Source organism: Ralstonia sp. OTU4908, assembly GCF_038440115.1.
Lineage (GTDB): Bacteria > Pseudomonadota > Gammaproteobacteria > Burkholderiales > Burkholderiaceae > Ralstonia > Ralstonia pickettii.
The window spans coordinates 1-24,495 of record NZ_JASATD010000004.1; the positions used below are offsets into that span (position 1 = coordinate 1).

26 protein-coding genes are annotated in these 24,495 nt (G+C 65.4%); 24 read left to right on the forward strand and 2 right to left on the reverse strand.

Going from position 1 to position 24,495, the window contains the following annotated elements; genetic code table 11:
• The coding region (locus AAHM38_RS04900) for a DUF736 family protein (RefSeq protein WP_342234281.1) at positions 1-154 on the forward strand (154 nt) is incomplete at its 5' end.
• A 63-nt stretch (positions 155-217) separates the two neighbouring features.
• Here AAHM38_RS04900 and AAHM38_RS04905 read toward each other — a convergent pair.
• Complete coding sequence (locus AAHM38_RS04905) at positions 218-523, reverse strand: helix-turn-helix domain-containing protein (RefSeq protein WP_023103963.1); 306 nt, start codon at positions 521-523, stop codon at positions 218-220.
• A 240-nt stretch (positions 524-763) separates the two neighbouring features.
• Between AAHM38_RS04905 and AAHM38_RS04910 the strand changes: the two genes are divergently transcribed.
• From AAHM38_RS04910 to AAHM38_RS04950, 9 genes are all read left to right on the forward strand, one after another.
• Positions 764-1,114 carry a DUF2958 domain-containing protein gene (locus AAHM38_RS04910; RefSeq protein ID WP_023103962.1) on the forward strand — a complete coding sequence of 117 codons (351 nt, stop codon included), beginning with the start codon at positions 764-766 and terminating at the stop codon, positions 1,112-1,114.
• A 309-nt stretch (positions 1,115-1,423) separates the two neighbouring features.
• Positions 1,424-2,194, forward strand: a complete 771-nt coding sequence (locus AAHM38_RS04915) for a DUF2285 domain-containing protein (protein WP_033878703.1) — start codon at positions 1,424-1,426, stop codon at positions 2,192-2,194.
• 83 nt (positions 2,195-2,277) lie between these two features.
• Entirely contained in the window at positions 2,278-2,559 is a 282-nt protein-coding gene (locus AAHM38_RS04920; protein ID WP_003107109.1) for a helix-turn-helix transcriptional regulator, read from the forward strand.
• Between the two features lie 26 nt (positions 2,560-2,585).
• On the forward strand, positions 2,586-3,443 hold the full coding sequence (locus AAHM38_RS04925) for a replication initiator protein A (RefSeq protein ID WP_023103960.1): 858 nt from the start codon (positions 2,586-2,588) through the stop codon (positions 3,441-3,443).
• A 253-nt stretch (positions 3,444-3,696) separates the two neighbouring features.
• A complete protein-coding gene (gene parA / locus AAHM38_RS04930) occupies positions 3,697-4,335 on the forward strand; it encodes a ParA family partition ATPase (protein WP_031636931.1) in 639 nt (212 codons plus the stop codon).
• Positions 4,332-4,616: a hypothetical protein gene (locus AAHM38_RS04935; RefSeq protein WP_023114175.1), complete on the forward strand. Its 285-nt coding sequence runs from the start codon at positions 4,332-4,334 to the stop codon at positions 4,614-4,616. Before parA ends, AAHM38_RS04935 begins: the two co-directional genes overlap by 4 nt.
• The gene (locus tag AAHM38_RS04940) at positions 4,613-5,137 is read left to right on the forward strand and encodes a DUF2840 domain-containing protein (RefSeq protein WP_023103957.1); all 525 of its coding nucleotides are present in this window, start codon (positions 4,613-4,615) and stop codon (positions 5,135-5,137) included. The genes AAHM38_RS04935 and AAHM38_RS04940 overlap by 4 nt, the downstream gene beginning before the upstream one ends.
• On the forward strand, positions 5,134-5,733 hold the full coding sequence (locus AAHM38_RS04945) for a S26 family signal peptidase (protein WP_023114176.1): 600 nt from the start codon (positions 5,134-5,136) through the stop codon (positions 5,731-5,733). Before AAHM38_RS04940 ends, AAHM38_RS04945 begins: the two co-directional genes overlap by 4 nt.
• A 448-nt stretch (positions 5,734-6,181) precedes the next feature.
• Positions 6,182-8,176: a relaxase/mobilization nuclease domain-containing protein gene (locus tag AAHM38_RS04950; RefSeq protein ID WP_146049736.1), complete on the forward strand. Its 1,995-nt coding sequence runs from the start codon at positions 6,182-6,184 to the stop codon at positions 8,174-8,176.
• On the opposite strand, the gene cadR is transcribed toward AAHM38_RS04950, so the two are convergent.
• On the reverse strand, positions 8,177-8,632 hold the full coding sequence (gene cadR, locus AAHM38_RS04955; RefSeq protein ID WP_103519493.1) for a Cd(II)/Pb(II)-responsive transcriptional regulator: 456 nt from the start codon (positions 8,630-8,632) through the stop codon (positions 8,177-8,179).
• Positions 8,633-8,735: 103 nt separating this feature from the next.
• Here cadR and AAHM38_RS04960 point away from each other — a divergent pair, with 103 nt between their 5' ends.
• From AAHM38_RS04960 to AAHM38_RS05025, 14 genes are all read left to right on the forward strand, one after another.
• Positions 8,736-11,174: a heavy metal translocating P-type ATPase gene (locus tag AAHM38_RS04960; RefSeq protein WP_027477924.1), complete on the forward strand. Its 2,439-nt coding sequence runs from the start codon at positions 8,736-8,738 to the stop codon at positions 11,172-11,174.
• A 22-nt stretch (positions 11,175-11,196) separates the two neighbouring features.
• A complete protein-coding gene (locus AAHM38_RS04965; protein WP_082136747.1) occupies positions 11,197-11,499 on the forward strand; it encodes a double zinc ribbon domain-containing protein in 303 nt (100 codons plus the stop codon).
• A gap of 3 nt (positions 11,500-11,502) precedes the next feature.
• Entirely contained in the window at positions 11,503-12,195 is a 693-nt protein-coding gene (locus tag AAHM38_RS04970) for a ZIP family metal transporter (RefSeq protein WP_103519353.1), read from the forward strand.
• Between the two features lie 59 nt (positions 12,196-12,254).
• Complete coding sequence (locus tag AAHM38_RS04975) at positions 12,255-12,593, forward strand: hypothetical protein (RefSeq protein WP_103519352.1); 339 nt, start codon at positions 12,255-12,257, stop codon at positions 12,591-12,593.
• Positions 12,594-12,774: 181 nt separating this feature from the next.
• Positions 12,775-14,091 (forward strand): TolC family protein, encoded by a 1,317-nt coding sequence (locus AAHM38_RS04980; protein ID WP_103519351.1) that lies wholly within the window; start codon positions 12,775-12,777, stop codon positions 14,089-14,091.
• A 2-nt stretch (positions 14,092-14,093) separates the two neighbouring features.
• Positions 14,094-15,686 (forward strand): efflux RND transporter periplasmic adaptor subunit, encoded by a 1,593-nt coding sequence (locus AAHM38_RS04985; RefSeq protein WP_103519492.1) that lies wholly within the window; start codon positions 14,094-14,096, stop codon positions 15,684-15,686.
• A 16-nt stretch (positions 15,687-15,702) separates the two neighbouring features.
• Positions 15,703-18,891 carry a CusA/CzcA family heavy metal efflux RND transporter gene (locus AAHM38_RS04990; protein ID WP_103519350.1) on the forward strand — a complete coding sequence of 1,063 codons (3,189 nt, stop codon included), beginning with the start codon at positions 15,703-15,705 and terminating at the stop codon, positions 18,889-18,891.
• 69 nt (positions 18,892-18,960) lie between these two features.
• Positions 18,961-19,854 (forward strand): LysR substrate-binding domain-containing protein, encoded by an 894-nt coding sequence (locus AAHM38_RS04995; RefSeq protein WP_009523286.1) that lies wholly within the window; start codon positions 18,961-18,963, stop codon positions 19,852-19,854.
• 35 nt (positions 19,855-19,889) lie between these two features.
• Complete coding sequence (locus AAHM38_RS05000; protein WP_009523287.1) at positions 19,890-20,162, forward strand: EexN family lipoprotein; 273 nt, start codon at positions 19,890-19,892, stop codon at positions 20,160-20,162.
• A 218-nt stretch (positions 20,163-20,380) separates the two neighbouring features.
• A complete protein-coding gene (locus AAHM38_RS05005) occupies positions 20,381-22,378 on the forward strand; it encodes a conjugal transfer protein TraG (protein WP_024537622.1) in 1,998 nt (665 codons plus the stop codon).
• Positions 22,375-22,821: a ribbon-helix-helix protein, CopG family gene (locus tag AAHM38_RS05010; protein ID WP_009523289.1), complete on the forward strand. Its 447-nt coding sequence runs from the start codon at positions 22,375-22,377 to the stop codon at positions 22,819-22,821. Before AAHM38_RS05005 ends, AAHM38_RS05010 begins: the two co-directional genes overlap by 4 nt.
• A complete protein-coding gene (gene trbB / locus AAHM38_RS05015; protein WP_103519349.1) occupies positions 22,818-23,852 on the forward strand; it encodes a P-type conjugative transfer ATPase TrbB in 1,035 nt (344 codons plus the stop codon). Before AAHM38_RS05010 ends, trbB begins: the two co-directional genes overlap by 4 nt.
• Positions 23,849-24,226 (forward strand): TrbC/VirB2 family protein, encoded by a 378-nt coding sequence (locus tag AAHM38_RS05020; RefSeq protein WP_009523291.1) that lies wholly within the window; start codon positions 23,849-23,851, stop codon positions 24,224-24,226. Before trbB ends, AAHM38_RS05020 begins: the two co-directional genes overlap by 4 nt.
• Positions 24,223-24,495 (forward strand): VirB3 family type IV secretion system protein, encoded by a 273-nt coding sequence (locus tag AAHM38_RS05025; RefSeq protein ID WP_009523292.1) that lies wholly within the window; start codon positions 24,223-24,225, stop codon positions 24,493-24,495. The genes AAHM38_RS05020 and AAHM38_RS05025 overlap by 4 nt, the downstream gene beginning before the upstream one ends.

Consider the following 24,495-nt stretch of genomic DNA (forward strand, 5'->3'; position numbering starts at 1 on the left):
GGCGTGGAACAAGACCAGCGAGGCCGGGCGGGAATACAAGTCCGTGACCCTCGACGATCCTTCGTTCCCGGCTCCGGTCTATGCCCGCCTGATCGAAGGCGAGGACGGTACGCACGACCTGATCTGGTCGCGCAGCAAGCCCCAGGCGGCGTGACCGCCGCAGCGCCCCGCCCATCGCGGCGGGGCGCTGTGCTGCTGTTCGCAGCACATCACCACGTCACGCGCGCGGCTTCGCCGCGCCGCGCTCCTTCAGCACCGCCTCCAGCTCCCGGCGCACCTGCGCCAGCAGCTCGTCGGCCTTGTGCGGGCTGTCGCCCGCGTAGGCCAGCGTCAGCAGCGTGAGCGGGTGGATCTCCATCACCTCGCACAGCTCGGCCAGCTTATGCAGGGTCGGGCTTTTCAGGTCGCGTTCGAGGGTGCTCATATAGGTGCGGCTGGACACGTCAGAGAAGGCTTCCTGGCTCAAGCCACGCGCCTTCCTGACTGTCTTCAACGCCTTCGCCAATGAGTTCCCAGCCGCCACCTATGGTTTCCCTCGAAAAACCAAGATGACAGCCCATTGCGCCCTATAGGGCTACAATCTATAGTGTTCATTTGGTGTTCTACGTTTTCGTGCCTTTACGGAAATCCGCATTTGCTGGTTCCAGCAAAGCCACGCAAGCGCATCCGTGCTTGCACACGAAGGCGTAAATCCGGTTTGGCGGTTCTGCGCTTGGGCGTGAAACCGCATCCGTGCATCATTGGATTTGTGGGATTGCCAACCATGCCCCAGCCACTCGCCACCGTCCCGGAGCGCGCGCAACTGCTCGCCAACGGCGAGGCTCGTGCCGCTGGCCAGGCCATCGACCCGGTGCCCGTGGTGCGGCTGTTCACGCCGGACGCGCATGTGACCTGGCTGCTGGCCGCACTCGATCCCGCCGATGGCGACACCGCCTGGGGCCTCATCGACCTGGGAATCGGAATGCCGGCGCAAGGAACCGTCAAGCTGTCCGAGCTGGCTGGCATCGTCGGGCCGCATCAGCAGCCCGTGATGCGCGACCGCTACTTCCGGCCCACGCGCACGCTGTCGGAATACACCCGGCTGGCCGAGCGCGACGGGGCTATCCCGGACTGAACACAGCCTACTGTGACTTTTTCAGTCTGGTGTCATACCGGGCAGGTCTCAATCGAGATTCTTGCGGCGTAGCCGCGCCAGTCTGATCCAAACGGACATGATGCCTGACGCGGACTGCGGCAGGCTGGCCTGTACGGCGTCCCACGGGAGGGACGCTGCCGCCGCAGCATTGAGACGAATACCGCAACGCATCGGAGCCAGTCGGACTTGACAGCCCAACTATTCCCTTAACCCATTTCGTTCTGATGACACCGATGTAGCACGTAGTTCTTCTGTCGCGGCCAGTCCTGTTCGCAGGGAGGTTGCGTCATGGTCGATCGCAGCGCCGAGCACTGGTATCCGACTGCCGCGTATCTGTACGTGCTGCACTTGGACGACCTTGGGACGGCCTGGGAATATCTGCGCAGAAACCCCGATTACCGGCTCGACTGGCTGCGCCATCATCGCCGGCCGAAAGCCGCGCAGCAGGCGGCGCATCGCTGGGGCTTGCGCCTGCTGGAAGATCCGGCGTTGGATGCGCGCGACGCTCATCCAGCCTGGTTGCCCGGCCATGTGGCCGTGGTGCAGCTCTATCCCGACGCCGATCCGCCGCAGTATGCTCCCGCGTTCACGTTTTGGCGCATTGCCGGGCACAAGCAACTGCTCCATGACGGCAAAGGGCTGGCGCTGATGGCGCACAGCCCAGGTCATTGCCTGCGCTTCGCGCTGGCGCCCGGCCTGGAAGACGGGATGGCTGTCGCCTATGCCCGCCGCGGCGGCGCCGCCGCACCTGCGCGCAACCGTGCGCTCGGCGCGGCCCTGGCTTCTGCGAAGCCCAGGCCGGCACCCGCCGCGCTGCTTGAGCTACACACCTTGCAGGCGCTCGACGCAACCCTAGCGGGTGCGTCCTTGCGCGAGGTGGCCGAAGGCTTGTTCGGCGGCGATGCCGCAGCCGATTGGTACAGCGACGGCGGCCTGCGCTCCAAGGTACGCCGCTTGGTACGGCGCGGCGATGCGCTGATGCGCGGCGGCTATCGCCGCCTAGCACAGCTTCCGCCGCTTGAGAAGGGTCGTTTTGAGGACGACGCAAAACGGCCCTGAGCAGGACAGCTTGGTTTTCTGAGACTGCCTCCATCCGGTTGCGCTGTGTGGCCGGAGCTTTGAAAGCTATGGAGGTTCACACCATGCGTCCCGCTCCTTTGCGGCCTGCCGCCACTGTCTCGACCGCTGCCGCGCAGCCCCAACGCTATCTCACCAACGACGAAGCCGCCGAGTACCTGCGGCTGTCGCCGCGCACGCTGGAAAAGCAGCGCGTGATCGGTGGTGGTCCGCGCTTTCGCAAGTTCGGCCGGCGCGTCATGTACGCCGTGGCCGACCTCGATGCCTGGGCCGCCGACCGCAGCTTCGAGACGACTTCCGATCCCGAGTACGCCGAGCACCACTCGGCCGACAGCCGTGCGCGCTGATCGGCGGCGCGCGGCAGGCCATCACCATGTCCAGCTCCGCGCTGCCGTTCCGGCAGCGGTCGTTGCAGGAGCGCGAACAGCTCGACCTGTTCCGCGCCTTGCCCGGCGACATGGCGCCGCGCGACAGCCAGGACTTGATGGCCTATCCGTTCTTCTCGCTCGGCAAGTCCAAGCGGGTCAAACCCATCGACTTCCGCGCGGGCAACGTGACGATCCGCGTAGAGGGCACGCAGGAGCACGGCATCGCCACGATTTGGGATGCGGACGTGCTGATATGGGCGGCCTCGCAGATCGTGGAAGCGAAGGACGCGGGCCTGCGCCCGTCGCGGCTGATGCGCGCGACGCCCTACGAGATCCTGCGCTTCATCGGACGCGGCAAGTCGCTGCGCGACTACCAGCGCCTCAAGGCCGCGCTGGATCGCCTGCAATCGACCACGGTGGCCACGTCCATCCGCGAGACAACAGGCCGGCGCCTGCACCGCTTTTCGTGGATCAACGAATGGAAGGAACTGGCCGATGCCAGCGGCACGCCGCTGGGCATCGAGCTGATCCTGCCGGACTGGTTCTTTGCCGGCGTGCTCGACGCTGCGCTGGTGCTGACCATCGACCCGGCGTATTTCCGGCTCACCGGCGGCATCGAGCGGTGGCTGTACCGCCTGGTGCGCAAGCACGGCGGCAAGCAGGCATACGGCTGGCAGTTCGACTTTCGCTATCTGCACCAGAAGTCCGGCAGCACCGCGAAGCCCTACGACTTCGCCTGCGATCTGCGCGCGCTCGTCGCGCGGCAGTCGCTGCCCGGTTACGTCCTGGGCATCGAGCGGATGCCCGACAACGGCATGGAACTGCTGACGTTCCGGCCCGTGCCGCAGACGGCACGGGGATAACTCCGGGAAAGCCTGTGAATGGTGTCGTGCTATCAGGCGTGCGGGGTATCGTGCTATCAGGCGTGGGACTATCGTGCTATCAGGCGTGCCGATCGGCCGCAAACCCGCGCCAGCACTGGGCTTGCGCGTCCTCTAACTTCCCTAACTTAGTTTCTCTAACTTTTAGTAGGGAAACGCCGCTGCGGTGGACAACCACCCCGCGGCCACAAACGCAGCAGCAAAAGCCCGGCTTTCCAGCATGGAGGGCCAGGCCATGATCGTCGCACTGCTCAACCAGAAAGGCGGCGTCGGCAAGACCACGCTCGCCACGCACATCGCCGGCGAGTTGGCGATGCGCGGCCAGCACGTCGTCCTGCTGGACGCTGACCCGCAGGGCTCATCGCTGGACTGGACGCAGCGCAGAAGCCAGCAAGGCTTGCCACGGCTGTTCAGCGCCGTGGGCCTCGCACGCGAAACGCTGCACCAAGAGGCGCCGGAACTCGCCAGGCGGGCCGATCACGTCATCATCGACGGCCCGCCGCGCATCGCCGCCTTGGCGCGCTCCGCGCTGCTGGCGGCCGAGCGCGTGCTGATCCCGGTGCAGCCCAGCCCCTACGACTTGTGGGCCAGCGCCGAGATGGTGGCGGTGATCCGCGAGGCGCAGGTATTTCGGCCTGCGCTGCGCGCGGCCTTCGTCATCAATCGGCGCGTCAGTACCACCGTGATCGGGCGCGAAGCACGCCAGGCACTCGCCGACCAGCCGCTTCCTGCGCTGCGCGCGGAAGTGCATCAGCGCATCGTGTTCGCCGATAGCGTGGCCGCTGGCCGGCTTGCACGCGAGACGGCACCCGACAGCGCCGCCGCACGCGAAATCACTGCGCTGGTGGACGAATTGCTGCGGTGGCCGACATGACCGCGAAGCCGCCATCGAACAGCAAGCGCACGGCAAAGCGCGTCGGCATCGGCGCGCGTCCGCCCGCGAATCCGCACGCCGAGGCGTGGATTCGCCAGGGCGACGCCGATGCGCTGGGCAAGGGCGACCTCTACACCGCCCGTCTGACTCTCGACATCACGCCCGCGATGCGGGCACGCATCAAGGTGTCGGCCTTCACGCAAGGCGTGACCGTGGCCGACCTGCTGCGTGGCCTGTTGGAGCGGGAGTTTCCAGAGCACCGCAGGGAGAACGCACCATGACTGCATCCGCTTCGCCTGCCGCTGGCGCGGCTACGGCTGCACTTGCCGGCCAGCCTGCCAGCGCGCCGCTGACGCGCGTGGCGCTGGCCTACATCGAACCACGCTTCAAGCTCTACCTGCGCTTCGGCGAACCTGCGCGCACGCACCAGCTCGACCGCTGGCGCCGTTGCGCGGTGTTCCTGCCGGGCGCCATGTTGTGCCGTATCCGCTGGCAGGCCAACGACTACGGCACTGTGCGTTGGCAGCTCATGGTGATGCAGGCTTGCACGCCGCTGGATGCCGCGCAGCGCATCCCCGGCGTGCAGCCGGGGGCGCGCTTGCTGCTCCACGCCGAAGGGGAGAACCAGGTGCGCGCGGTGCTGGAGTGCATCGACGCCATCGAGGCGCTGGGCATCGCGCCCGCCGCTGTCTCGCCCGCGTACTGGCGCACGCTCGCCAACCGGCTCGCTGCACGCCTGCCGCTGCCCGAATACACCGCCGAGCGGCACGCTGCCTGGCTAACCGGGAGGACGCTGCCATGACGCTTCCATCCGCCGTTGCCAGCGCAACCGGCATCCCGCCGCATCCTCGCTCGCGCCTGCGCGCTCGCCTCGTGTTGGCGGGCCTGTCCGCCTGCGGCCTCGCTGCGCTCGCCTGGGCGTCCTTCGTGCATCCGCTGCCGCGCCTGATCTACAACCCGTCCGACAGCGTGGCGGTCGGCTGGTATCGCGTCGATCCGCAAGGCCACGGCACCGACTCGCCGCCACGTCCCTTGTCCGTGGGCAGCATCGTCCTGACCACGCTGCCGCCAGACGCCGCCGCGCTGGCCGCGCAGCGCGGCTACCTGCCGGCGCGCGTGCCGCTGCTCAAGCGCGTGGGCGCCGTCGCGCCGCAGGAGGTGTGCAGCACTGGCCGCGTCGTCCGCATCGACGGCGTGCCTTCGGCCGCCGTGCTGCCTGCCGACCGCTGGGGCCGGCCGCTGCCATCCTGGCAGCAATGCCGCCGCCTCGAATCCGGCGAACTGTTCCTCTTGAGTGTGACCAACCCGGCGTCGTTCGACAGCCGGTATTTCGGGCCGGTCAGCGCATCCGCCGTGATCGGGGTCGCGCATCCAGTCTGGCTGGAATCCCGCCCATGATGGCCGCCGACTCGCTGCACGTTGCCGTGCATCTTGTCGTGCCATCGGGCGTGTCGCTCTGCTGGCCGTCGCCGTGTCGTCGCGCGTGCAGTGCGGGTGCATTCGCACCGCACTTCGCGCTGCCTTCGGCGCAGCCGTCCAACGTGCAGGCGTCTTGCCTCGAACGCGCCCGGCCTATGGCCGTCGCCGCGTTCGCCGGCGCGCTGGCTGCTCGCGCAGCAGCACCGCCGGGCCGCCGCTGCCCGGAGCGCCAGCGAGGGGCAAAGGCGGAAGGCAAGACAAAAGGGGGCGGCACCTGTCGGCCCGCAAAGCCAGTCTGCACGTGGGGGTGGCGCGGCACGGCGCGGCTTCGCCTCCGTGCCGCGTGGGGCGCGAGGCCCGCGCCGATGCGGGCATGTCCGCGTGCTTCGCACGACCGGACACGCCAGAGCTTGCAGGGAGCGCGGCCATGACCGACCGCCGCGACGATGATTTCCGCATCCGTCCCAGCGCTCCGAAGAACCGGGGCAAGAGCCAGGGCCAGAGCTTCGTTTCCAAGGTGCTCAAGCAGGCGGGCAAAGCCAGCAGCGGCAAGTCCTCGGTGCGCCGTCCGGCATCGACTGGTGGCAGCAAGACCACTGGCCAGCGACCCGGCTCGCGCCTGGGGCGTGGGCATACGGCGGCGCGCTTCGCGGGGGCGAAGCTCACGCCCATGTCGCGGCGCGTGACCATCAAGACCTTGCTGGTGAACCAGCAGCGGGCCAGTCCGCAGTCGCTCGCCAAGCACCTGCGCTACATCGAGCGCGACGGCGTGGGCCGGGACGGTGAACCGGGCCGGGCTTACGGGCCGCAGACCGACGAAGCCGATCTTGATGCCTTCAAGGAACGCTGTGCCGATGATCGGCACCACTTCCGCTTCATCGTTTCGCCAGAGGATGGCACGGAACTGGAAGACCTGCGCACCTACACGCGGCATCTGATGGGCCGCATGGAAGCCGACCTGGGCACGCGGCTGGAATGGGTGGCGGTCGATCACTGGAACACCGACAACCCGCACACCCATCTGATCGTGCGCGGACGCGACGACACGGGCAAAGACCTCATCATCGCGGGCGACTACATCGCCGATGGCTTCCGCCATCGAGCATCCGAGCTGGCAACCGAATGGCTGGGGCCACGCACCGAATTGGAGATCCAGCAGACCTTGCAGCGCGAGGTGGAGCAGGAGCGGTGGACGAGTCTGGATCGGACGCTGCAACGAGAGGCCGGCGAAGACGGCAGAGTGCAGATCGAACGCTTCAACGAACCGAAGCTGCAACGCCAACGCCTGCTGTTGATCGGCCGACTGCAACGCTTGCAGCGCCTGGGCCTGGCCGACGAGATGCAGCCGGGCACCTGGGCCGTCCATGCCGACGCGGAAAAGACCCTGTGCGCCCTGGGCGAGCGTGGCGACATCATCCGCACCATGCGGCGGGCCATGCGCGGCGAGCCGCGCGAGCTGGCGGTGTTCGAGCCGGGAGACGATGGCCGAACCATTCTCGGCCGCGTGGCAGCGAAGGGGCTGGCCGACGAGCTGCGCGACCGGGGCTATCTGGTCATCGACGGCGTGGACGGCAAGGCCCACTACGTCGCGCTCAACGCACACGATGAACTGGCGAACTATCCGGCCGGCGCCGTAGTGGAGGTGAAGGGATCGGCCGACGTGCGCGCAGCCGACAAGAACATCACCGCACTGGCGAGCGGCGGCCTATACCGCACCGACCATCACCTGGCCGTCGCGCAGGGTCAGGCCGTGCCGGGCCGTGATCCGCAGGAAGTCGTCGCGGCCCACATCCGCCGACTCGAAGCCCTGCGCCGCGCCGGCATCGTGGAGCGCGTGGCCGAAGGGCTATGGAAGGTGCCGGACGATCTGCCCGAGCGTGGCCATCAGTACGACGCGCAGCGCCTGGGCGGCGTGGCCGTGGAACTGAAATCGCACCTGCCCATCGAGCGGCAGGCCCGCGTCATCGGGGCTACCTGGCTCGAACAGCAACTGATCGGCGGCGGCTCGGGCCTGGGCGACCTCGGCTTTGGCGGCGAGGCCAAGCAGGCGATGCAGCAGCGCGCCGACTTCCTGGCCGAACAGGGACTGGCCGAGCGGCGCGGGCAGCGCGTGATCCTCGCCCGAAACCTGCTGGGCACGCTGCGCAGCCGCGAGCTGGCGCAGGCCGCCAAGGACATCGCCGCCGAAACCGGCCTGGAGCACCGCCCGGTGGCCGACGGCCAGCGCGTGGCCGGCATCTACCGCCGCAGCCTCATGCTCGCCAGCGGTCGGTATGCGATGCTGGACGACGGCATGGGCTTCAGCCTGGTACCGTGGAGGCCAGTGATCGAGCAGCGGTTGGGGCAGCCGCTTGCGGCGACAGTGCGTGGCGGAACGACCTCATGGGAAATCGGGCGTCGGCTTGGGGTTTCTTTGGGCTAGTCACTTGAGGCTATGTGCCCCATGAACATGGCCCCTGCGCGTTGCTGGCTCGTGCACCTGGCGCGATGCTGAGGACAGCTCGGTCAAGATGCCGCACTGGCTGGCCTGCTGGGATTCACGGCAGCGTTCCCGCAAGGTCTTGAGCTGTCGTTCCAACGCTTTCAATTCCTTGATGCGGGTAGCCACATGGTCGATGTGCTCGTCGAGCAGGTCGTTCACCTGGGCGCAGTTCTCGTGCGGTGCATCCTTGAAGCGCAACAGAACCCGGATTTCATCCAGCGTCATGTCCAACCCCCGGCAGTGCCGGATGAAGGACAGCCGGTCAACGTGTTCTTCTGCGTACATGCGGTAGTTGCCATCCGTACGGGCCGTTTCGGGTAGCAAGCCTTCACGCTCGTAGTACCGGATCGTCTCTACCTGGGTATGTGCGGCCTTAGCCAGTTCGCCGATTTTCATGAGTTCATCTTCAGCGGTCGCGGGTTTTTCTCCAAGGCTCATTGTAGGCGCTTGACTCTGTAGTGGGTACAGGGTTTCCAATCTGACTGAAAAGGAGAATTTCATGAACTCTGCCCACCAACGCCAACACGCCGACGCTGCCTGCTGCGGGAGTGGCTGTGCAACAGTGCCTGTGGCGCCCGAGCCAACAGCGTCTGATGCAACGACTATTGGGCCGCAACGCTTTCGCATAGAAAACATGGACTGTGCCTCAGAGGAGTCGGAAATCCGCCGGGCGCTGGAAGGCATGGCGGGGATTCGCAGCCTGCGATTCAACCTGGGGGATCGAGAGCTTGCCATTGCCGCCGATGACCACGCGCTGCCCGAGGCCCTAGAAGCGATCCGCAAAGCGGGTTTCAAGCCAGAACCCCTCGGCGCGAAGAATGTCCAGCGCTTCCGCATTGCGAATATGGACTGTGCCTCGGAGGAGTCGGAAATCCGCCGGGCGTTGGACGGCATGGCGGGAATTCGTAGCCTGCAATTCAATCTGGGCGAACGCGAGTTGGCCATTGCCGCCGATGATCCTGTCTTGCAGCAGGCGCTAGACGCAATCCGCAAGGCAGGCTTCAAGCCGGAACCTCTTGGCGACACAGGCTCGTCGGCTGCTGCGGTTGCCTCGCCAACGGGCTTCTGGACGACATGGGGCAAGTCGCTGGGCGCCCTGGGGTTGGCTGTGGCGGCCGAGGGCTTGGCATTCGCCTTTCCAGACAGCGTACCTGTCAAGGCGCTGGGAATGGCGCTGGCCGCGGCGGCCATCGCGCTGTCGGGTTTCTCGGTTTACGGCAAGGGGCTGGCTGCACTGCGGCAGGGCCGCTTGAACATCAATGCCCTGATGACCGTGGCCGTGACCGGCGCTTTCCTGATCGGCCAGTGGCCCGAAGCGGCGATGGTGATGGCCCTATATGCGATTGCGGAAGCCATCGAGGCCCGCGCCGTGGATCGGGCGCGCGGCGCCATCAAGAGCCTGCTGGCGCTCGCGCCGGAGCAAGCTGAAGTGCGTCAAGACGATGGCAATTGGGTGCGCATGGGAGTCAAGGAAGTCACTGTGGGCATGACCGTGCGTATTCGCCCTGGCGAGCGCGTTCCGCTGGATGGCATCGTGAGCCTAGGTCAGAGCGCTATTGACCAGTCCCCCGTGACCGGCGAAAGCTTGCCGGTGGACAAGAGCCCCGGCGATGAAGTCTTCGCCGGCACCATCAATCAGGCTGCGGCGTTGGAAATCCGTGTCACGGCCCCCGCGTCCGACAGCACGCTGGCGCGCATCATCCACGCCGTTGAGCAGGCCCAGTCTTCCCGTGCGCCCACGCAGCGTTTCGTGGATCGCTTTGCCGCCGTCTACACGCCTGCGGTGTTCGTCCTGGCCGTTGCCGTTGCGTTGTTGGCGCCCTGGCTCATGGGGCTGACCTGGATGCAGGCCGCCTACAAGGCCCTGGTGCTGCTGGTCATCGCCTGCCCTTGCGCCTTGGTGATTTCCACGCCCGTCACCGTCGTCAGCGGTTTGGCCGCTGGGGCGCGGCGAGGCATCCTGATCAAAGGTGGTGTGTACCTGGAAGAGGCGCGCAAGATCAAGGCCGTGGCGCTGGACAAGACCGGCACCATCACCGAAGGCAAGCCCAAGCTGGTGGCCTTCGAGCCCGTGGACACAGGACTCGGCCAACAAGCCCTGGAGGGGCTGGCCAAGAGCCTCGCAGCGCGGTCGGATCATCCAGTGTCCAAGGCCATCGCAGATGGCGTGTCGTCCGCCACGCAAGAAGTGGATGAGTTTCAGGCTGTTGCCGGGCGCGGCGTGCAGGGGGTGATCGACGGCCATACCTATGTGCTGGCTAACCACCGCTGGATTGAAGAGCGCGGGCAGTGTTCGGCTGACCTCGAAGCCCGCCTTGCAGTGCATGAGCAAGCTGGCCGCACCGTCACGTTGTTGGCCAGCAGCGAACGGGTCATGGCCATCTGTGCAGTAGCCGACACCATCAAATCCTCATCCGCGCAGGCCGTGGCCGACCTGAAGGCATTGGGCGTGACGCCGGTGATGTTGACGGGCGATAACCTGGCGACGGCGCAAACCGTCGGCACCCAGGCGGGCATCGCCGAGGTGCGTGGCAACCTGCTGCCCGAGGACAAGTTGCAGGCCATCGGCGAGCTTCAGCAGCGCATGGGCGTCACGGCGATGACCGGCGACGGCATCAACGACGCCCCCGCGCTGGCGAAGGCTGACATCGGCTTCGCTATGGGCGGCGCGGGCACCCACACCGCGATGGAGGCCGCCGACGTGGTGGTCATGAACGACGACCTACGCCGCCTGCCCGAAACGATCCGGCTGTCCAGGCGCACCCACGCCGTGCTATGGCAGAACATCGCGCTCGCGCTGGGCATCAAGCTAGTGTTCCTGCTGCTGGCGATCTTCGACGATGCCTCCATGTGGATGGCCGTGTTCGCCGACATGGGGGCGAGCTTGCTGGTGGTCTTCAACGGGCTGAGGCTGCTCAGGCAGCAGGCGGGTCAGTAAAACCGAATATGGAGTGTTGAAAATGGGAATCCTGGATCGAATTTTTGGTGGGCATGGCGGCGGCCACGGCGGGGGGCATGGCGGCTCCCACGGGCATGGCAGTAGCCATGGCCACGGTGGCCCCAGCAGTCACGACTGGGGGCGCAATCCGGCGCCTTCGGCCAGCGGCATCACTTGCCCGCAATGCAAAGCGATCAATCCGAACGGCGCTCGCTTTTGCGGCCAGTGCGGGACATCGCTGGTGCCAGCGTCGTGCACGAAGTGCAGTAGCGTCATTCCGATCGGCGCGAAATTCTGTGCTCAGTGCGGCAACGCGGTAACTTAAGTCATGGTGATCTCGGCCTGGATCTACACCTTGATCCCGGCAGCGGCCGCCATCATCGGAGCTGCGGTCGCGGTGAACGTGCGGCCGGGGCCAACACTGGTCAGCGCGATTCAGCATTTCGCCGCTGGCGTCGTGTTCGCGGCGGCGGCCGGCGAAATCCTGCCCGACATCATGCATCGGGGCTCGCCTTGGGCAACGTTGATCGGCGGCGGAATCGGCGTCGCCACCATGCTGCTGGTAAAGCACTTGGAGGCATTGGCGAAAGGGCCAGCCGGTCTATTGACAGTGATCGGCATCGACATCCTGATTGACGGCCTGGTGCTCGGCATCGGGTTTGCGGTCGGCCCGAAGGTCGGCCTGCTGCTGACCATCGCCCTAACCATCGAGGTGCTGTTTCTTGGCTTGACGGTGGCGACGGAACTCGGCGAGAGCGTTCGCTCCCGTGCCAGGGTCGTCTGGATCACGGCTGCGCTCGTGCTTTTACTGCCAATCGGAGCTTTACTCGGAGCGCCGGTGGCGTTGTTACCCAGCCCCATCGTGACCGGCTTCTTCGCCTTTGGTCTGATTGCGCTGCTCTACCTTGTGACCGAAGAATTGTTGGTTGAAGCGCACGAAACACCGGATCGTCCCTGGGTAACGGCCATGTTCTTTGCCGGCTTTCTGGCCCTGCTTCTGCTTGAGGAAGGCATCGGCTAGTCGTCCAAGTGCCTGTAAAACTGTGAATTCAAGTCTGTAGCTGCTACACTGTTGACCTTATGCGCAAATGGCTGGCCATCGTTCTGTTGGTGCTCATGCCGCTCCAATTCAGTTGGGCGGCAGCGGCCAGCTATTGCCAGCATGAAACCGGGGCTGCGGCCAAGCACTTCGGCCACCACGCGCATCAGCACAAGGCCGCCGACGGCAAGGACGCATCGTCCGATCCGGCCAAGACTCTGAGCGGCGATCCTGATTGCGCGTCCTGTCATGCCGGGTGCTTCTCGGTCTTGTCTGGGGAGGTCAAGCAGGCGTCGCCGATCAGTCCGTCCCCGGATACGGCGTACCACCCGGAGCGCCTTGCCGCGCCTCCACCCGACCGTTTAGAGCGCCCTCAGTAGCGTGTCCTCGCCTGATCGGCGGGGAGCGCACTCCTTTCCCTTCGTCCTCACCCCTGCCGTCGTGCATGGCGCACGGCGGTATGCAGTCGGCTTCGTGCGGCTGATGTGACGACGTTGCTGGCGATCATCTGGATCGCCCCCCGCCGATTTCCTCGTGTGTTTCAAGTCACTGGAGAATCGGATGTCGAAGGGTATTCACAATCACAATGCAAGGGCAACGGCGGCAGGCTTTCTCCTTGCGTTCACGGCAGGGCTGGCTTTCGCCCAGCCGCTGCCAGCGCCGCCGGGCTATTCCCCAAGCGGTGCGCAAACTGAAGCAACGGCGTCCCTGAGCTTGTCAAAAGCCATCGCGCTGGCTTTGGAGGCCAATCTTGACCTGACCGTCGCCCAGCGGGAAGTCGAGGCCGTGCAAGGCCAGGTGCTTCAGGCGCAAACGCGCCGCAACCCCGAGTTGGCGTATTTGCTCGAAGACCAGCGCACGCCGACCCGCACCCAAAGCGCGCAGATCAACCTGCCCATTGAGCTGGGAGGCAAGCGCGCCGCCCGCATCGCGGCGGCAGAGCGAGGGCGTGATGTTGCGGTCGAGGAGTTGAATGCGCGTCGCGTCGAGATTCGCGCTGCCGTGGTGGCCGCCTTCTTCGATGCGCTGGCCGCCCAGGATCGCACGGCCCTGGCCCAGGACAGCGTTGACCTGGCCAGGAAAGCGACGGACGCCGTTGCCAAGCGCGTGACGGCGGGCAAGGTTTCCCCGGTCGAAGAAACCAAGGCGCGGGTGGCCGAAGCCGGCGTGCGGGTTGAACTGGTGCAGGCCCAAAGCGAACAGCGCAGCGCCCGCGCACGGCTGGCCAGTTTGCTGGGGGCCAGCCCGCTGCAATTCACTCAGGTGGCGGGCAATGTGGACGATCTTCCCAACGTCCCTTCGCTGGATGACCTCCAGCAGCGCCTGTCTGCCTCGTCGGCACTGCGCCGGGCGCAGTTGGAGGTCGAACGCCGCCAATCGCTGGCCGACGTGGAGCGCAGCAAGCAGACGCCCGACGTCACGGTCAGCCTGGGCGTGAAGCGCCCGTACGAGCTTGCACGCAATCAGTTGATGCTTGGTGTTTCCGTGCCGCTGCCTTTGTTCGACCGCAATCAGGGCAACTTGCTGGAAGCGTTGAAGCGCGAAGACAAGGCGCGGGACGAACTCCAGGCGCTGAACGTGCGCCTGAGCACGGAGGTGCTGCAAGCCCGCGAACGGCTGGCGTCGGTTCGCGGCGAGATCGACATATTGCAGCGAGAGGTGCTGCCAGGGGCCAAGAGCGCCTATGACGCGGCCACCGTGGGCTTTGGTTACGGCAAGTTCAACTACCTGGAAGTGCTGGACGCGCAACGCACCTACTTTGCCGCCAAGTCCCAGTACCTCAAGGCGCTCGCCGATGCGCACCGCGCGGCGGCGGACATGGATCGCGTGATCGGCGCATCCGAATCCACGACCACCCTGCCTGCAAACAAGGAATGAACATGAAACCCGAAACGAACAAACTGAACGTCGGCAAGAAGCAGTGGTTTGCCATCGCCGTGATCGCCGCAGTGGGCATAGGACTGGGCAGCGCCATTCTCGGCGGCAAGACGGATAAGAGCGCCGAGGGCGAGGGTCACGGCAGCCACGTTGAAGCCAAGGCCCACAGTGATGGTGAGCATCACGACAAGGCAAGTGGTGACCAGCACGACCACGACAAGGGCCATGCGGACGGTGAGCACCACGAAGGGCCGAGCAAGGGGGTGCATGGCGGCAAACTGTTCAATGAAGGGGATTTCGGATTGGAGGCGTTGCTCGCGGAGGAAGGCGGTGAGCCTCGTTTGCGAATCTGGCTCTATGACAAGGGCAAACCACTTGCCAGCAACACTGCAAAGGTCAGCGCCACCGTCACGCGCTTGACCGGCGAGAAGCAGGCGCTCAACTTCGCGCCTGACAAGGACAGCCTGCTGAGCCGCGAGGTCGTGCCGGAGCCGCACGCGTTCGAGATCAGCATCGTTGCCCAGACAGCCAACGAACCCTTCATGTTCGTCCTCAACCAAGAGGAGGGGAAAGTCGAACTCAGTGATGCACAAATCAAAGCGGCATCCATTAGCATCGACACGGCTGGCGCGGCACGAATCAAGTCAGCCTTGCAATTGCCCGGGGAAATTCGCTTGAACGAAGACCGGACTTCGCACGTTGTCCCACGCATTGCAGGAGTGGTCGAGAGCGTTCAGGCCAGTCTGGGTCAAGCAGTCAAGAAGGGACAGGTTCTCGCAGTCATTGCCAGCCCGGCTGCGTCTGAGCAGCGCAGCGAGTTGCAGACAGCACAAAAGCGTCTGGCCTTGGCCAAGACCACGTTCGAGCGTGAAAAGCGGCTCTGGGAGCAGAAAATTTCCGCCGAGCAGGACTACCTACAAGCAGGGCAGGCGTTAAACGAGGCGCAAGTCGCTGTGGCCAATGCTCAGCAGAAGCTGTCGGCCTTGGGGTTGAGCGCGGGATCTTCGGGAGGGCTGAATCGCTTTGAGTTGCGCGCCCCGTTCGATGGCCTGGTGATTGAAAAGCATCTCAGCCTGGGTGAGGCCGTCAAGGAAGACGCCGCCGTGTTCACCGTGTCCGATCTGGGACAGGTCTGGGCTGAAATCAACATACCTGCCAAGGACTTGCCACTGGTCAGGGTCGGCGAAAAGGTCACCATCAAGGCAACGGCATTCGATGCCAGCGCGCAAGGCACCATCACCTTTGTTGGCGCGCTGATTGGCGAACAAACCCGCATGGCCAAGGCCCGCGTGGTCTTGTCCAACCCCCAAGGCGCTTGGCGTCCCGGACTGTTTGTCAACGTGGAAGTGACCTCATCTGAGGCCGACGTGCCCGTGACGGTGGCCGGTGATGCCATTCAGACCGTGGGCGACAAGCCCGTCGTGTTTTTGAAAGTGAATGGTGGCTTCATTGCCCAGCCCGTGCAGTTGGGCCGTAGTGATGGCAAGCGCGTCGAGGTGGTTCAAGGGCTGAAGGCGGGGGCTCCGTATGCGTCGGCTGGCAGTTTTGTCGTGAAGTCAGAGCTTGGCAAAGCCTCTGCCGAACACACCCATTGATGCCGGAGCAACGCACATGTTTGAAAAACTCATTCGCGCAGCCATCGAGCACCGATGGTTGGTGTTGCTGGCAGTCATCGGTATGGCTGCCGTCGGCGTGTTCAACTACCAAAAGCTCCCCATCGATGCCGTACCGGACATCACCAACGTCCAGGTACAGATCAATACCCAAGCGCCAGGATATTCACCGCTGGAGACCGAGCAACGGGTGACCTACCCGATTGAAACCGTGATGGCGGGCCTGCCCAACCTGGAGCAGACCCGTTCCCTGTCGCGCTATGGACTGTCGCAAGTGACCGTGATCTTCAAGGACGGCACCGACATCTACTTCGCGCGCCAGTTGGTCAATGAACGCATCCAGGAGGCGCGGGAAAAACTGCCTTCCGGCATCACGCCTGCGCTGGGGCCAATCTCCACCGGCCTGGGCGAGATTTACCTGTGGACGGTCGAGGCCAAGGACGGCGCCAAGAAACCTGATGGCATGCCCTACACGGCCACCGACCTGCGCGAGATTCAGGACTGGATCATCAAGCCGCAGTTGCGCAACGTGCCCGGCGTGACGGAGATCAACTCGATTGGCGGCTATGCCAAGGAATACCAAATCTCGCCGATACCCGAGCGACTGGCCTCGCTGGGCGTCACCCTGCAAGACATCATGACGGCGCTGGATCGAAACAACGGCAACGTGGGTGCGGGTTACATCGAAAAGCGCGGCGAACAGTACCTGGTCCGGGCACCTGGGCAAGTCAAGACGCTGGAGGACATTGGCAATGTCATCCTCAGCAGCGCGGGCGGCGTGCCAATCCGGGTGCGCGACGTGGCGGACGTGGGGCTGGGGCGCGAACTGCGCACCGGCGCAGCCACAGACAACGGCCGCGAAGTGGTGCTGGGCACGGTCTTCATGCTGATTGGCCAAAACAGCCGAACGGTTTCGCAAGCCGTCGACAAGAAGATGGTGGAGATCAACCGCAGCCTGCCTGAGGGGGTCCATGCGGTGACCGTCTACGACCGTACTGTTTTGGTGGACAAAGCCATCAGCACGGTCAAGAAGAACCTGCTGGAAGGCGCGATTCTGGTGATCGTGATCCTGTTCCTGTTCCTGGGCAACATCCGAGCGGCCATCATCACGGCGACGGTGATTCCCTTGTCGATGCTGTTCACCTTCACGGGCATGGTGCACTACAAGGTGAGCGCCAATCTGATGAGTCTGGGGGCGCTGGACTTCGGCATCATCATCGACGGGGCGGTGGTGATCGTCGAGAACTGCGTGCGCCGACTGGCCCATGCGCAGGCGCACCAGGGCAGGCCCTTGACGCGGGCGGAGCGCTTTCACGAGGTGTTCCTGGCATCCAAGGAATCACGCCGTGCGCTGCTGTTCGGGCAGCTCATCATCATGGTGGTGTACCTGCCCATCTTCGCCCTGACCGGCGTCGAGGGGAAGATGTTCCACCCGATGGCGTTCACGGTGGTAGCCGCGCTCGTGGGGGCCATGATCCTGTCGGTGACTTTCATCCCGGCAGCGGTCGCCCTGTTCATCGGCCAGCGGGTCAGCGAGACGGAAAACTTCCTGGTCGTGCAGGCCAAGCGTTGGTACGGTCCCTTGCTGGATCGCGTGATGGCGGCCAAGGCCGTCGTGCTGACGGCCGCCGGCGTGGCGGTGGTGCTGTGCGGCCTGATCGCCACTCGCATGGGCAGCGAGTTCGTGCCCAGCCTGAACGAAGGCGATTTCGCCATCCAGGCGCTGCGCATTCCGGGCACCAGCCTGTCGCAATCGGTGGCGATGCAGCAGCAACTGGAGGCAACGCTGAAGGCCCAGTTCCCCGAGATCGACCGTGTTTTCGCACGCACCGGCACGGCCGAGATTGCCTCCGACCCCATGCCGCCGAACGCTTCCGACGGCTACGTCATGCTCAAACCCATGTCTGATTGGCCCGAGCCGCGCAAGTCACGCGATGAACTGCTGGCCGCCGTGCAGAAGGCCGTGGACAAGGTGCCGGGCAACAACTACGAGTTCTCGCAGCCGATTCAGATGCGCTTCAACGAACTCATTTCGGGGGTACGCAGTGATGTGGCGGTGAAGATTTTTGGCGACGACATGGATGTCTTGAACAAGACGGGTGAGGAAGTCTCTTCCATGTTGCAGAAGATTCCCGGCGCCTCCGAGGTCAAGGTGGAGCAGACCACCGGCTTGCCGATGCTGACCGTGAACATCGACCGCCAGAAAGCCGCGCGCTATGGACTGAACGTGGCCGACATCCAGGACACCGTGGCCACCGCCATCGGCGGGCGTGAGGCCGGCACGCTGTTCGAGGGCGACCGCCGCTTCGACATCCTGGTTCGCCTGCCGGAGTCCTTGCGCAACGACATGGAAAGCATGAAGCGCCTGCCGATTCCGCTGCCGCGCGCAACGGGCAGCACGGGCGGCGCCGAGGGGCGAACCAACTTCATCCAACTGGCCGAGGTGGCGAGCTTCGAGCTGGCGCCCGGCCCCAACCAAGTCAGCCGCGAGAACGGCAAGCGCCGCATCGTGGTGAGCGCCAACGTGCGCGGCCGTGACGTGGGTTCCTTCGTGGCCGACGCCGAGGCCGCGCTGGCGCAGGTCAAGATTCCCACGGGCTACTGGACGAGCTGGGGCGGCACATTCGAGAACCTTCAATCGGCCACGCAGCGTTTGCAGATCGTCGTGCCGGTGTCGCTGCTGCTGGTCTTCGTGCTGCTGTTCGCCATGTTCGGCAACGTCAAGGACGGCTTGCTGGTCTTCACCGGGATTCCGTTCGCGCTGACCGGCGGCATCCTGGCGCTGTGGCTGCGCGACATTCCTCTGTCGATTTCCGCTGCCGTGGGCTTCATCGCGCTGTCAGGTGTGGCCGTGCTCAATGGCCTGGTGATGATTTCCTACATCCGCAGCCTGCGAGAGGGCGGAACGCCGCTGGACGCAGCCATCCGCGAGGGCGCGCTGACCCGCTTGCGCCCCGTGTTGATGACGGCCTTGGTGGCGTCGCTGGGCTTCATCCCGATGGCCATCGCCACGGGAACGGGCGCGGAAGTCCAACGGCCTCTGGCCACCGTGGTTATCGGCGGCATCTTGTCGTCCACCGTACTGACGCTGCTCGTGTTGCCAATTCTGTATCGGCTGGCTCATCGCCCGGACGAGCAAGAAGAGGATGTCACGGCAGAGCCCGCACATGAGGGCGTAACCGCTTGAAAGGAACAACGATGAACGCCGTTACGGCACCACGACAGACTCCTTCGAGCTTTACAGGGACATCGACTCATGGAATTTCGTCACCTTCGGTACTTTCTGGCCGTTGCCGAGGAGCTGCACTTCGCCCGCGCTGCGGAGCGGCTGCATATCGAACAGTCACCACTGTCGCGCGCCATCAGGGAATTGGAAGAAGAGTTGGGCGCACAACTGTTCGTGCGTACCAGCCGCAGCACGCGCCTGACGCTTGCGGGCAAGCTGCTGATGGAGAACGCGCCTCGCGTGCTGTTGGCGCTGGACCAGGCGCGTGAGAGCGTGAAGGCAGCGGCCAATGGCTTTCACGGCCGGTTGCGCGTGGCGCTGTCCGACGGCATCACCCCCTCGCGCTTGCCGGCGCTGCTGGCGCGCTGCCGCGAGGAAGACCCGGAGATCGAGATCCGCCTGTTCGAGGTGCCGCTGGCCCAGCAGCTCAGCGGCCTGCGTGACGATCTATACGACGTGGGCTTCTCGATGGCCGACGAGGTGGGCGACGGCATCATCATCGAACCCGCCTGGGAGGATGAGCTGATGGTCGCCATGCCCGCGCGCCATGAACTACTGGCCCACAAGCGGGTACCGCTGGATGAAGTGCTGCAACATCCCCTGGTGCTGGGCGACCCGGCAGTTTGCGAAGGCCATGCCAAGCAGATCGACCGCATCCTGCGCAAGCAGGACCGGGAGCCCTTGATCGAACAGTACGTCGCCACGTTCGACGTGATGATGACTTTCGTGTCGGCCGGCTTGGCGCTAGGGCTCGCAGGCGCCGCGCACATCGCTTCCAGCCGCGAGCCGGGCGTGGTGGGCCGACCGCTCGCGGGAAAGTCGCCCATGCTCACTACCTATCTGCTGCGCCGCGACGCCGAGCCGTCGCAGGCGCTAGCCCGCTTTATCGAGCGGGTCGAAGCCCTGGGACCGGGAGACGCTTAGCCATTGGCCCCGTTTCACTTCGGAGGATTCAAGCCATGAACCTATCCAAGATCATCGCTATGTCGTCGCTAGCAGTTCTGCTGGTCGCCTGCGGCAAGTCTGAGCCGTCCAAGCCCGCTGCCGTGCCCAGCGTGGAGGAACTGGCTGCTGACCCCGTGCGTTTGCGAGAACTGCGCCAGCAGTGCAAGACGGATCGTCCGACGATGGGCGACGTGCTGTGCAACCGAGTGGCCGAGGCGACGAACCGACGTTTCCTGGGCGACGGCAAGGTGCCTTATACGCCACCGAAGGAACCGCCGAAGTTCTGATGGTCGGCTTGCCGCAACGCACCTGCGCGTGCCTGCGCCTTTTTGCGCGCTGCGCAGCAGCGCGCTCATTGTGGCGGTCTTTCGCCCCAGTTCTTCCCTGCCGGAAACCATGTTTTTTGCGGCATCAACCTGCCGATAACGGTCTTTGACCGGCACGCCCAGCGGCACTGATCCTCACGAGGGCGGCACATGCCTGTGCTGCGATCGGAGGCTGGATGATGCAGGGAACGAACGTGCTGTTCGGTCAGATTGCCGTGGTGTTCGGCATCGTGATCGCTGGGGTGTGGAGCGCCACGCAATGGACAGCGGCGGCCCTGGGCTACCAACTACGCCTGGGCTCGCCGTGGTTCGATTTCCTGGACACACCGGTCTATCACCCGTGGCGGTTGTTCGAGTGGTGGTTCTTCTTCGATGCCTACGCGCCGCGCGTGTTCGATACCGGCGGCGCCATCGCGGGCGGCAGTGGCCTACTGGCGGTTGTGGTCGCCATCGGCATGTCGATCTGGCGCTCGCGCCAGTCGCGCCTGGTCACGACCTATGGCTCGGCCCGCTGGGCCAATGTGGAGGACATTCACAAGGCGGGCCTTGACCACCCTGCGGGCGTGTTCCTCGGCCTGCATCGCCAACAGTACCTGCGGCATGAAGGCCCGGAACACGTCCTGACCTTCGCGCCTACGCGCTCGGGCAAGGGCGTGGGCCTCGTGGTGCCGACGCTGCTTTCCTGGCCTGCATCCGCCGTCATCCACGACATCAAAGGCGAGAACTGGCAGATCACCGCCGGTTGGCGCTCGCGCTTCTCGCATTGCCTGCTGTTCAACCCCACCGATGCGAAGTCAGCGGCCTACAACCCGCTGCTGGAGGTACGACACGGCGCGCATGAGGTGCGCGACGTGCAGAACATCGCGGACATTCTGGTTGATCCCGAAGGTGCGCTGGAGAAGCGCAATCACTGGGAAAAGACTTCGCACGCGCTGCTGGTCGGGGCCATCCTGCATGTGCTCTACGCGGGCGAAGACAAGACGCTGCGCGGCGTCGCCAACTTCCTCTCCGACCCGGCCAGCCCCTTCGAGTTGACGCTGCACCGGATGATGACCACGCCGCACCTCGGCGATGGGCCTCATCCGGTGGTGGCCTCGGCTGCGCGCGAAGTGCTCAACAAATCGGACAACGAGCGTTCCGGCGTGTTGAGCACCGCCATGTCGTTCCTCGGCCTGTACCGCGATCCCACGGTGGCCCAAGTCACGTCGCGGTGCGATTGGCGCATCGCCGACCTGATCGCGGCCGAGCATCCGGTATCGCTGTATCTGGTGGTGCCGCCTTCGGACATATCGCGGACGAAGCCGCTCATTCGCCTGATCCTCAACCAGATCGGGCGGCGCCTCACCGAGTCGCTCGATGGCTCCGATGGCATCGAGCGCCGCCACAAGCTGCTGCTGATGCTCGATGAGTTCCCTGCGCTGGGGCGCCTGGACTTCTTCGAGACGGCGCTGGCCTTCATGGCGGGCTATGGCATCCGCAGCTTCCTCATCGCGCAGTCGCTCAACCAGATCGACAAGGCGTATGGGCAAAACCACTCCATCCTCGACAACTGCCATGTGCGCGTGACGTTCGCCACGAACGACGAGCGCACCGCCAAACGGATCTCCGAGACGCTGGGCACCGCCACCGAGCTGCGCGCGCAGCGCAACTACGCGGGCCACCGGCTCGCGCCGTGGCTGGGCCACCTCATGGTGTCGCGCCAGGAAACCGCGCGTCCGCTGCTGACGCCGGGCGAAGTCATGCAGCTTCCGCCTGATGAGGCCGTGGTAATGGTGTCCAGCGTGGCGCCCATCAAGGCGAAGAAGCTGCGCTACTACGCGGACGCCAATTTCAAGCGCCGCGTGCTGCCGCCGCCCACGCTGGCGGACGGGCAGTACGCCGACGCGCCGCCGGCCCGCGCCGATGACTGGAGCGGGCTGGCAATTCCTGCGGTGCCGGCACCTCTCGTCGCGGAGACCGTTGGCGACCTTGGCAGCGCCGATGACGGCGGCCCGCGTCGCCAGCCCGAACTCTCCGAAATCGCCGCCTACGACCCCGAGCTGGCCGCGCCTGCGGCCGACCTTGGGTTGCTCGATGACGACGACCTGCCGCTTCCCCTTCCTCGCCAGCTCGACCCTGCCCTGCAACGCACGGCCCGGCTGGCATCCCTCGACCCTGATGACGGAATCGACCTATGACCCAACACCGCCTCAACGTGTTCATCCAGCCGGAGCACGCCAAGCGGCTCGATGAGCTGGCCGCCAAGAAGGGCGTGTCCAAGTCGTCCATCGTCGCGGCGGCGCTCGCATCGTGGCTGTCGCCCGATGCCGCCGACCAGCGCGAGGCGGCCATTGCCAAGCGGCTGGATCGCCTGTCGCGGCAGGCCGAACGCATGGAGCGCGACCAGAACATCCAGATCGAGACGCTGGCACTGTTCATCCGCTACTTCCTCACGGTGAGCACGCCCGTGCCCGAAGCGCATCAGGACGCAGCGCGCGCCCAGGGCAAGGCGCGCTTCGAGCAGTTCGTCGAACAACTCGGGCGGCATTTGCTGCGCGGTCGCAGTCTGGTGCGAGACGTGGTGGAAGAACTGCATCCAGACCCGGCACGCATGGACGACGCGCAGGAGCGCGCGTCATGAGCGCCGTTCCTTCCTTCACCGCCGTTTCACTGGATCGCCGCATCCTGATGCTGCGCACGGCGATGGGGCCGCTGATCGCCGCCGCGCTGGAAGACCCGGACGTGGTGGAAATCATGCTCAACCCGGATCGCACCTTGTGGATCGACCGGCTTTCGTCGGGCCGCGCGCCGATGGGTGTGGAGCTGTCCGAGGCCGACGGCGAACGAATCATCCGGCTGGTCGCGGCCCACGTCGGCGCCGAGGTGCATCGCGGCCAGCCGCTCCTGACGGCGGAGCTGCCCGAGACGGGCGAGCGCTTCGAGGGCATCCTGCCGCCCGCTGCGCCGGGGCCGGCCTTTGCGTTGCGCAAGCGCGCCTTTGGCGTGATCCCGCTGTCGCGCTACATCGAGGACGAAATGATGACCGCCGCGCAGGCGGGCTTGCTGGTGCGCGCCGTGCGCGAACGCCAGAACATCCTGATCGCCGGCGGGACGAGTACCGGCAAGACCACCTTGGCCAATGCGCTATTGGCCGAGATCGCCGCCACGGGCGACCGCGTATTGGTGCTCGAAGACACGGTGGAGCTGCAATGCGCGGCCCGCGACCACGTGCCGCTGCGCACACGCCAGGGCGTGGTGTCCATGACCGAGCTGGTGCGATCTTCGATGCGCCTGCGCCCGGATCGTGTCGTCGTCGGCGAGGTGCGTGGCGCCGAGGCATTGGATCTCATCAAAGTCTGGGGCACTGGCCATCCGGGCGGCATCGCCACCATCCATGCCGGCTCCGCGCTGGGCGCGCTGCTGCGTTTGGAGCAACTGATCCTCGAAGTGGCGGTGAACCCGCCCCGTGCGCTGATCGCGGAAGCGGTCAATGTGGTCATCCACATCGCTGGGCGCGGGCGCAAGCGCCGCATCGAGAGCATCGTCCGCGTCATCGGCTTCGATGGCGTGGGCTACCACCTGGCGGATGCGCTGGAGGCTCCATTCCCGGAGCTGCTGTCGCAGTCCGACCTTTCCTCCCCGTCCCCTGACCACTCTGGAGAACTTCCATGACGCACGCTGATGCTTTCCGTATTTCCGCAAATCCGCTTCCTCGGCCCGCACGGCTGGATGGCCTGGCTCGCCCGGCCATGCAGGGCTTGATGCTCGCTGCCTTCATGCTGCTGCTCGCAGGTACTGCGCAGGCCGCCGGTTCCTCGATGCCCTGGGAAGGGCCGCTGCAATCCATCCTCGAATCCATCCAGGGGCCGGTGGCGCGCATCGTCGCGGTCATCATCATCATCGCTACGGGCTTGGCGCTGGCCTTCGGTGATACCTCGGGCGGGTTCCGCAAGCTGATCCAGATCGTGTTTGGCCTGTCCATCGCGTTCGCCGCTTCGAGCTTCTTCCTGTCGTTCTTCAGCTTCTCCGGTGGGGCCGTCGTATGAACGGCCCACACGATGGAATACCCGGCTTCGAGGTGCCGCTGCATCGGTCGTTGACCGAGCCGATCCTGATGGGCGGTGCGCCGCGCACCGTGGCCATCACTAACGGCACCTTGGCCGCTGCTGTCGGGCTGGGCTTACAGATGTGGATTCCAGGCGTGGTGCTCTGGATCGTCGGCCATTCGCTGGCGGTCTGGGGTGCGCGTGTCGATCCGCAGTTCATGGCCGTGTTCGCGCGCCATATCAAGCACCGGCCGCTGCTGGACGTGTGA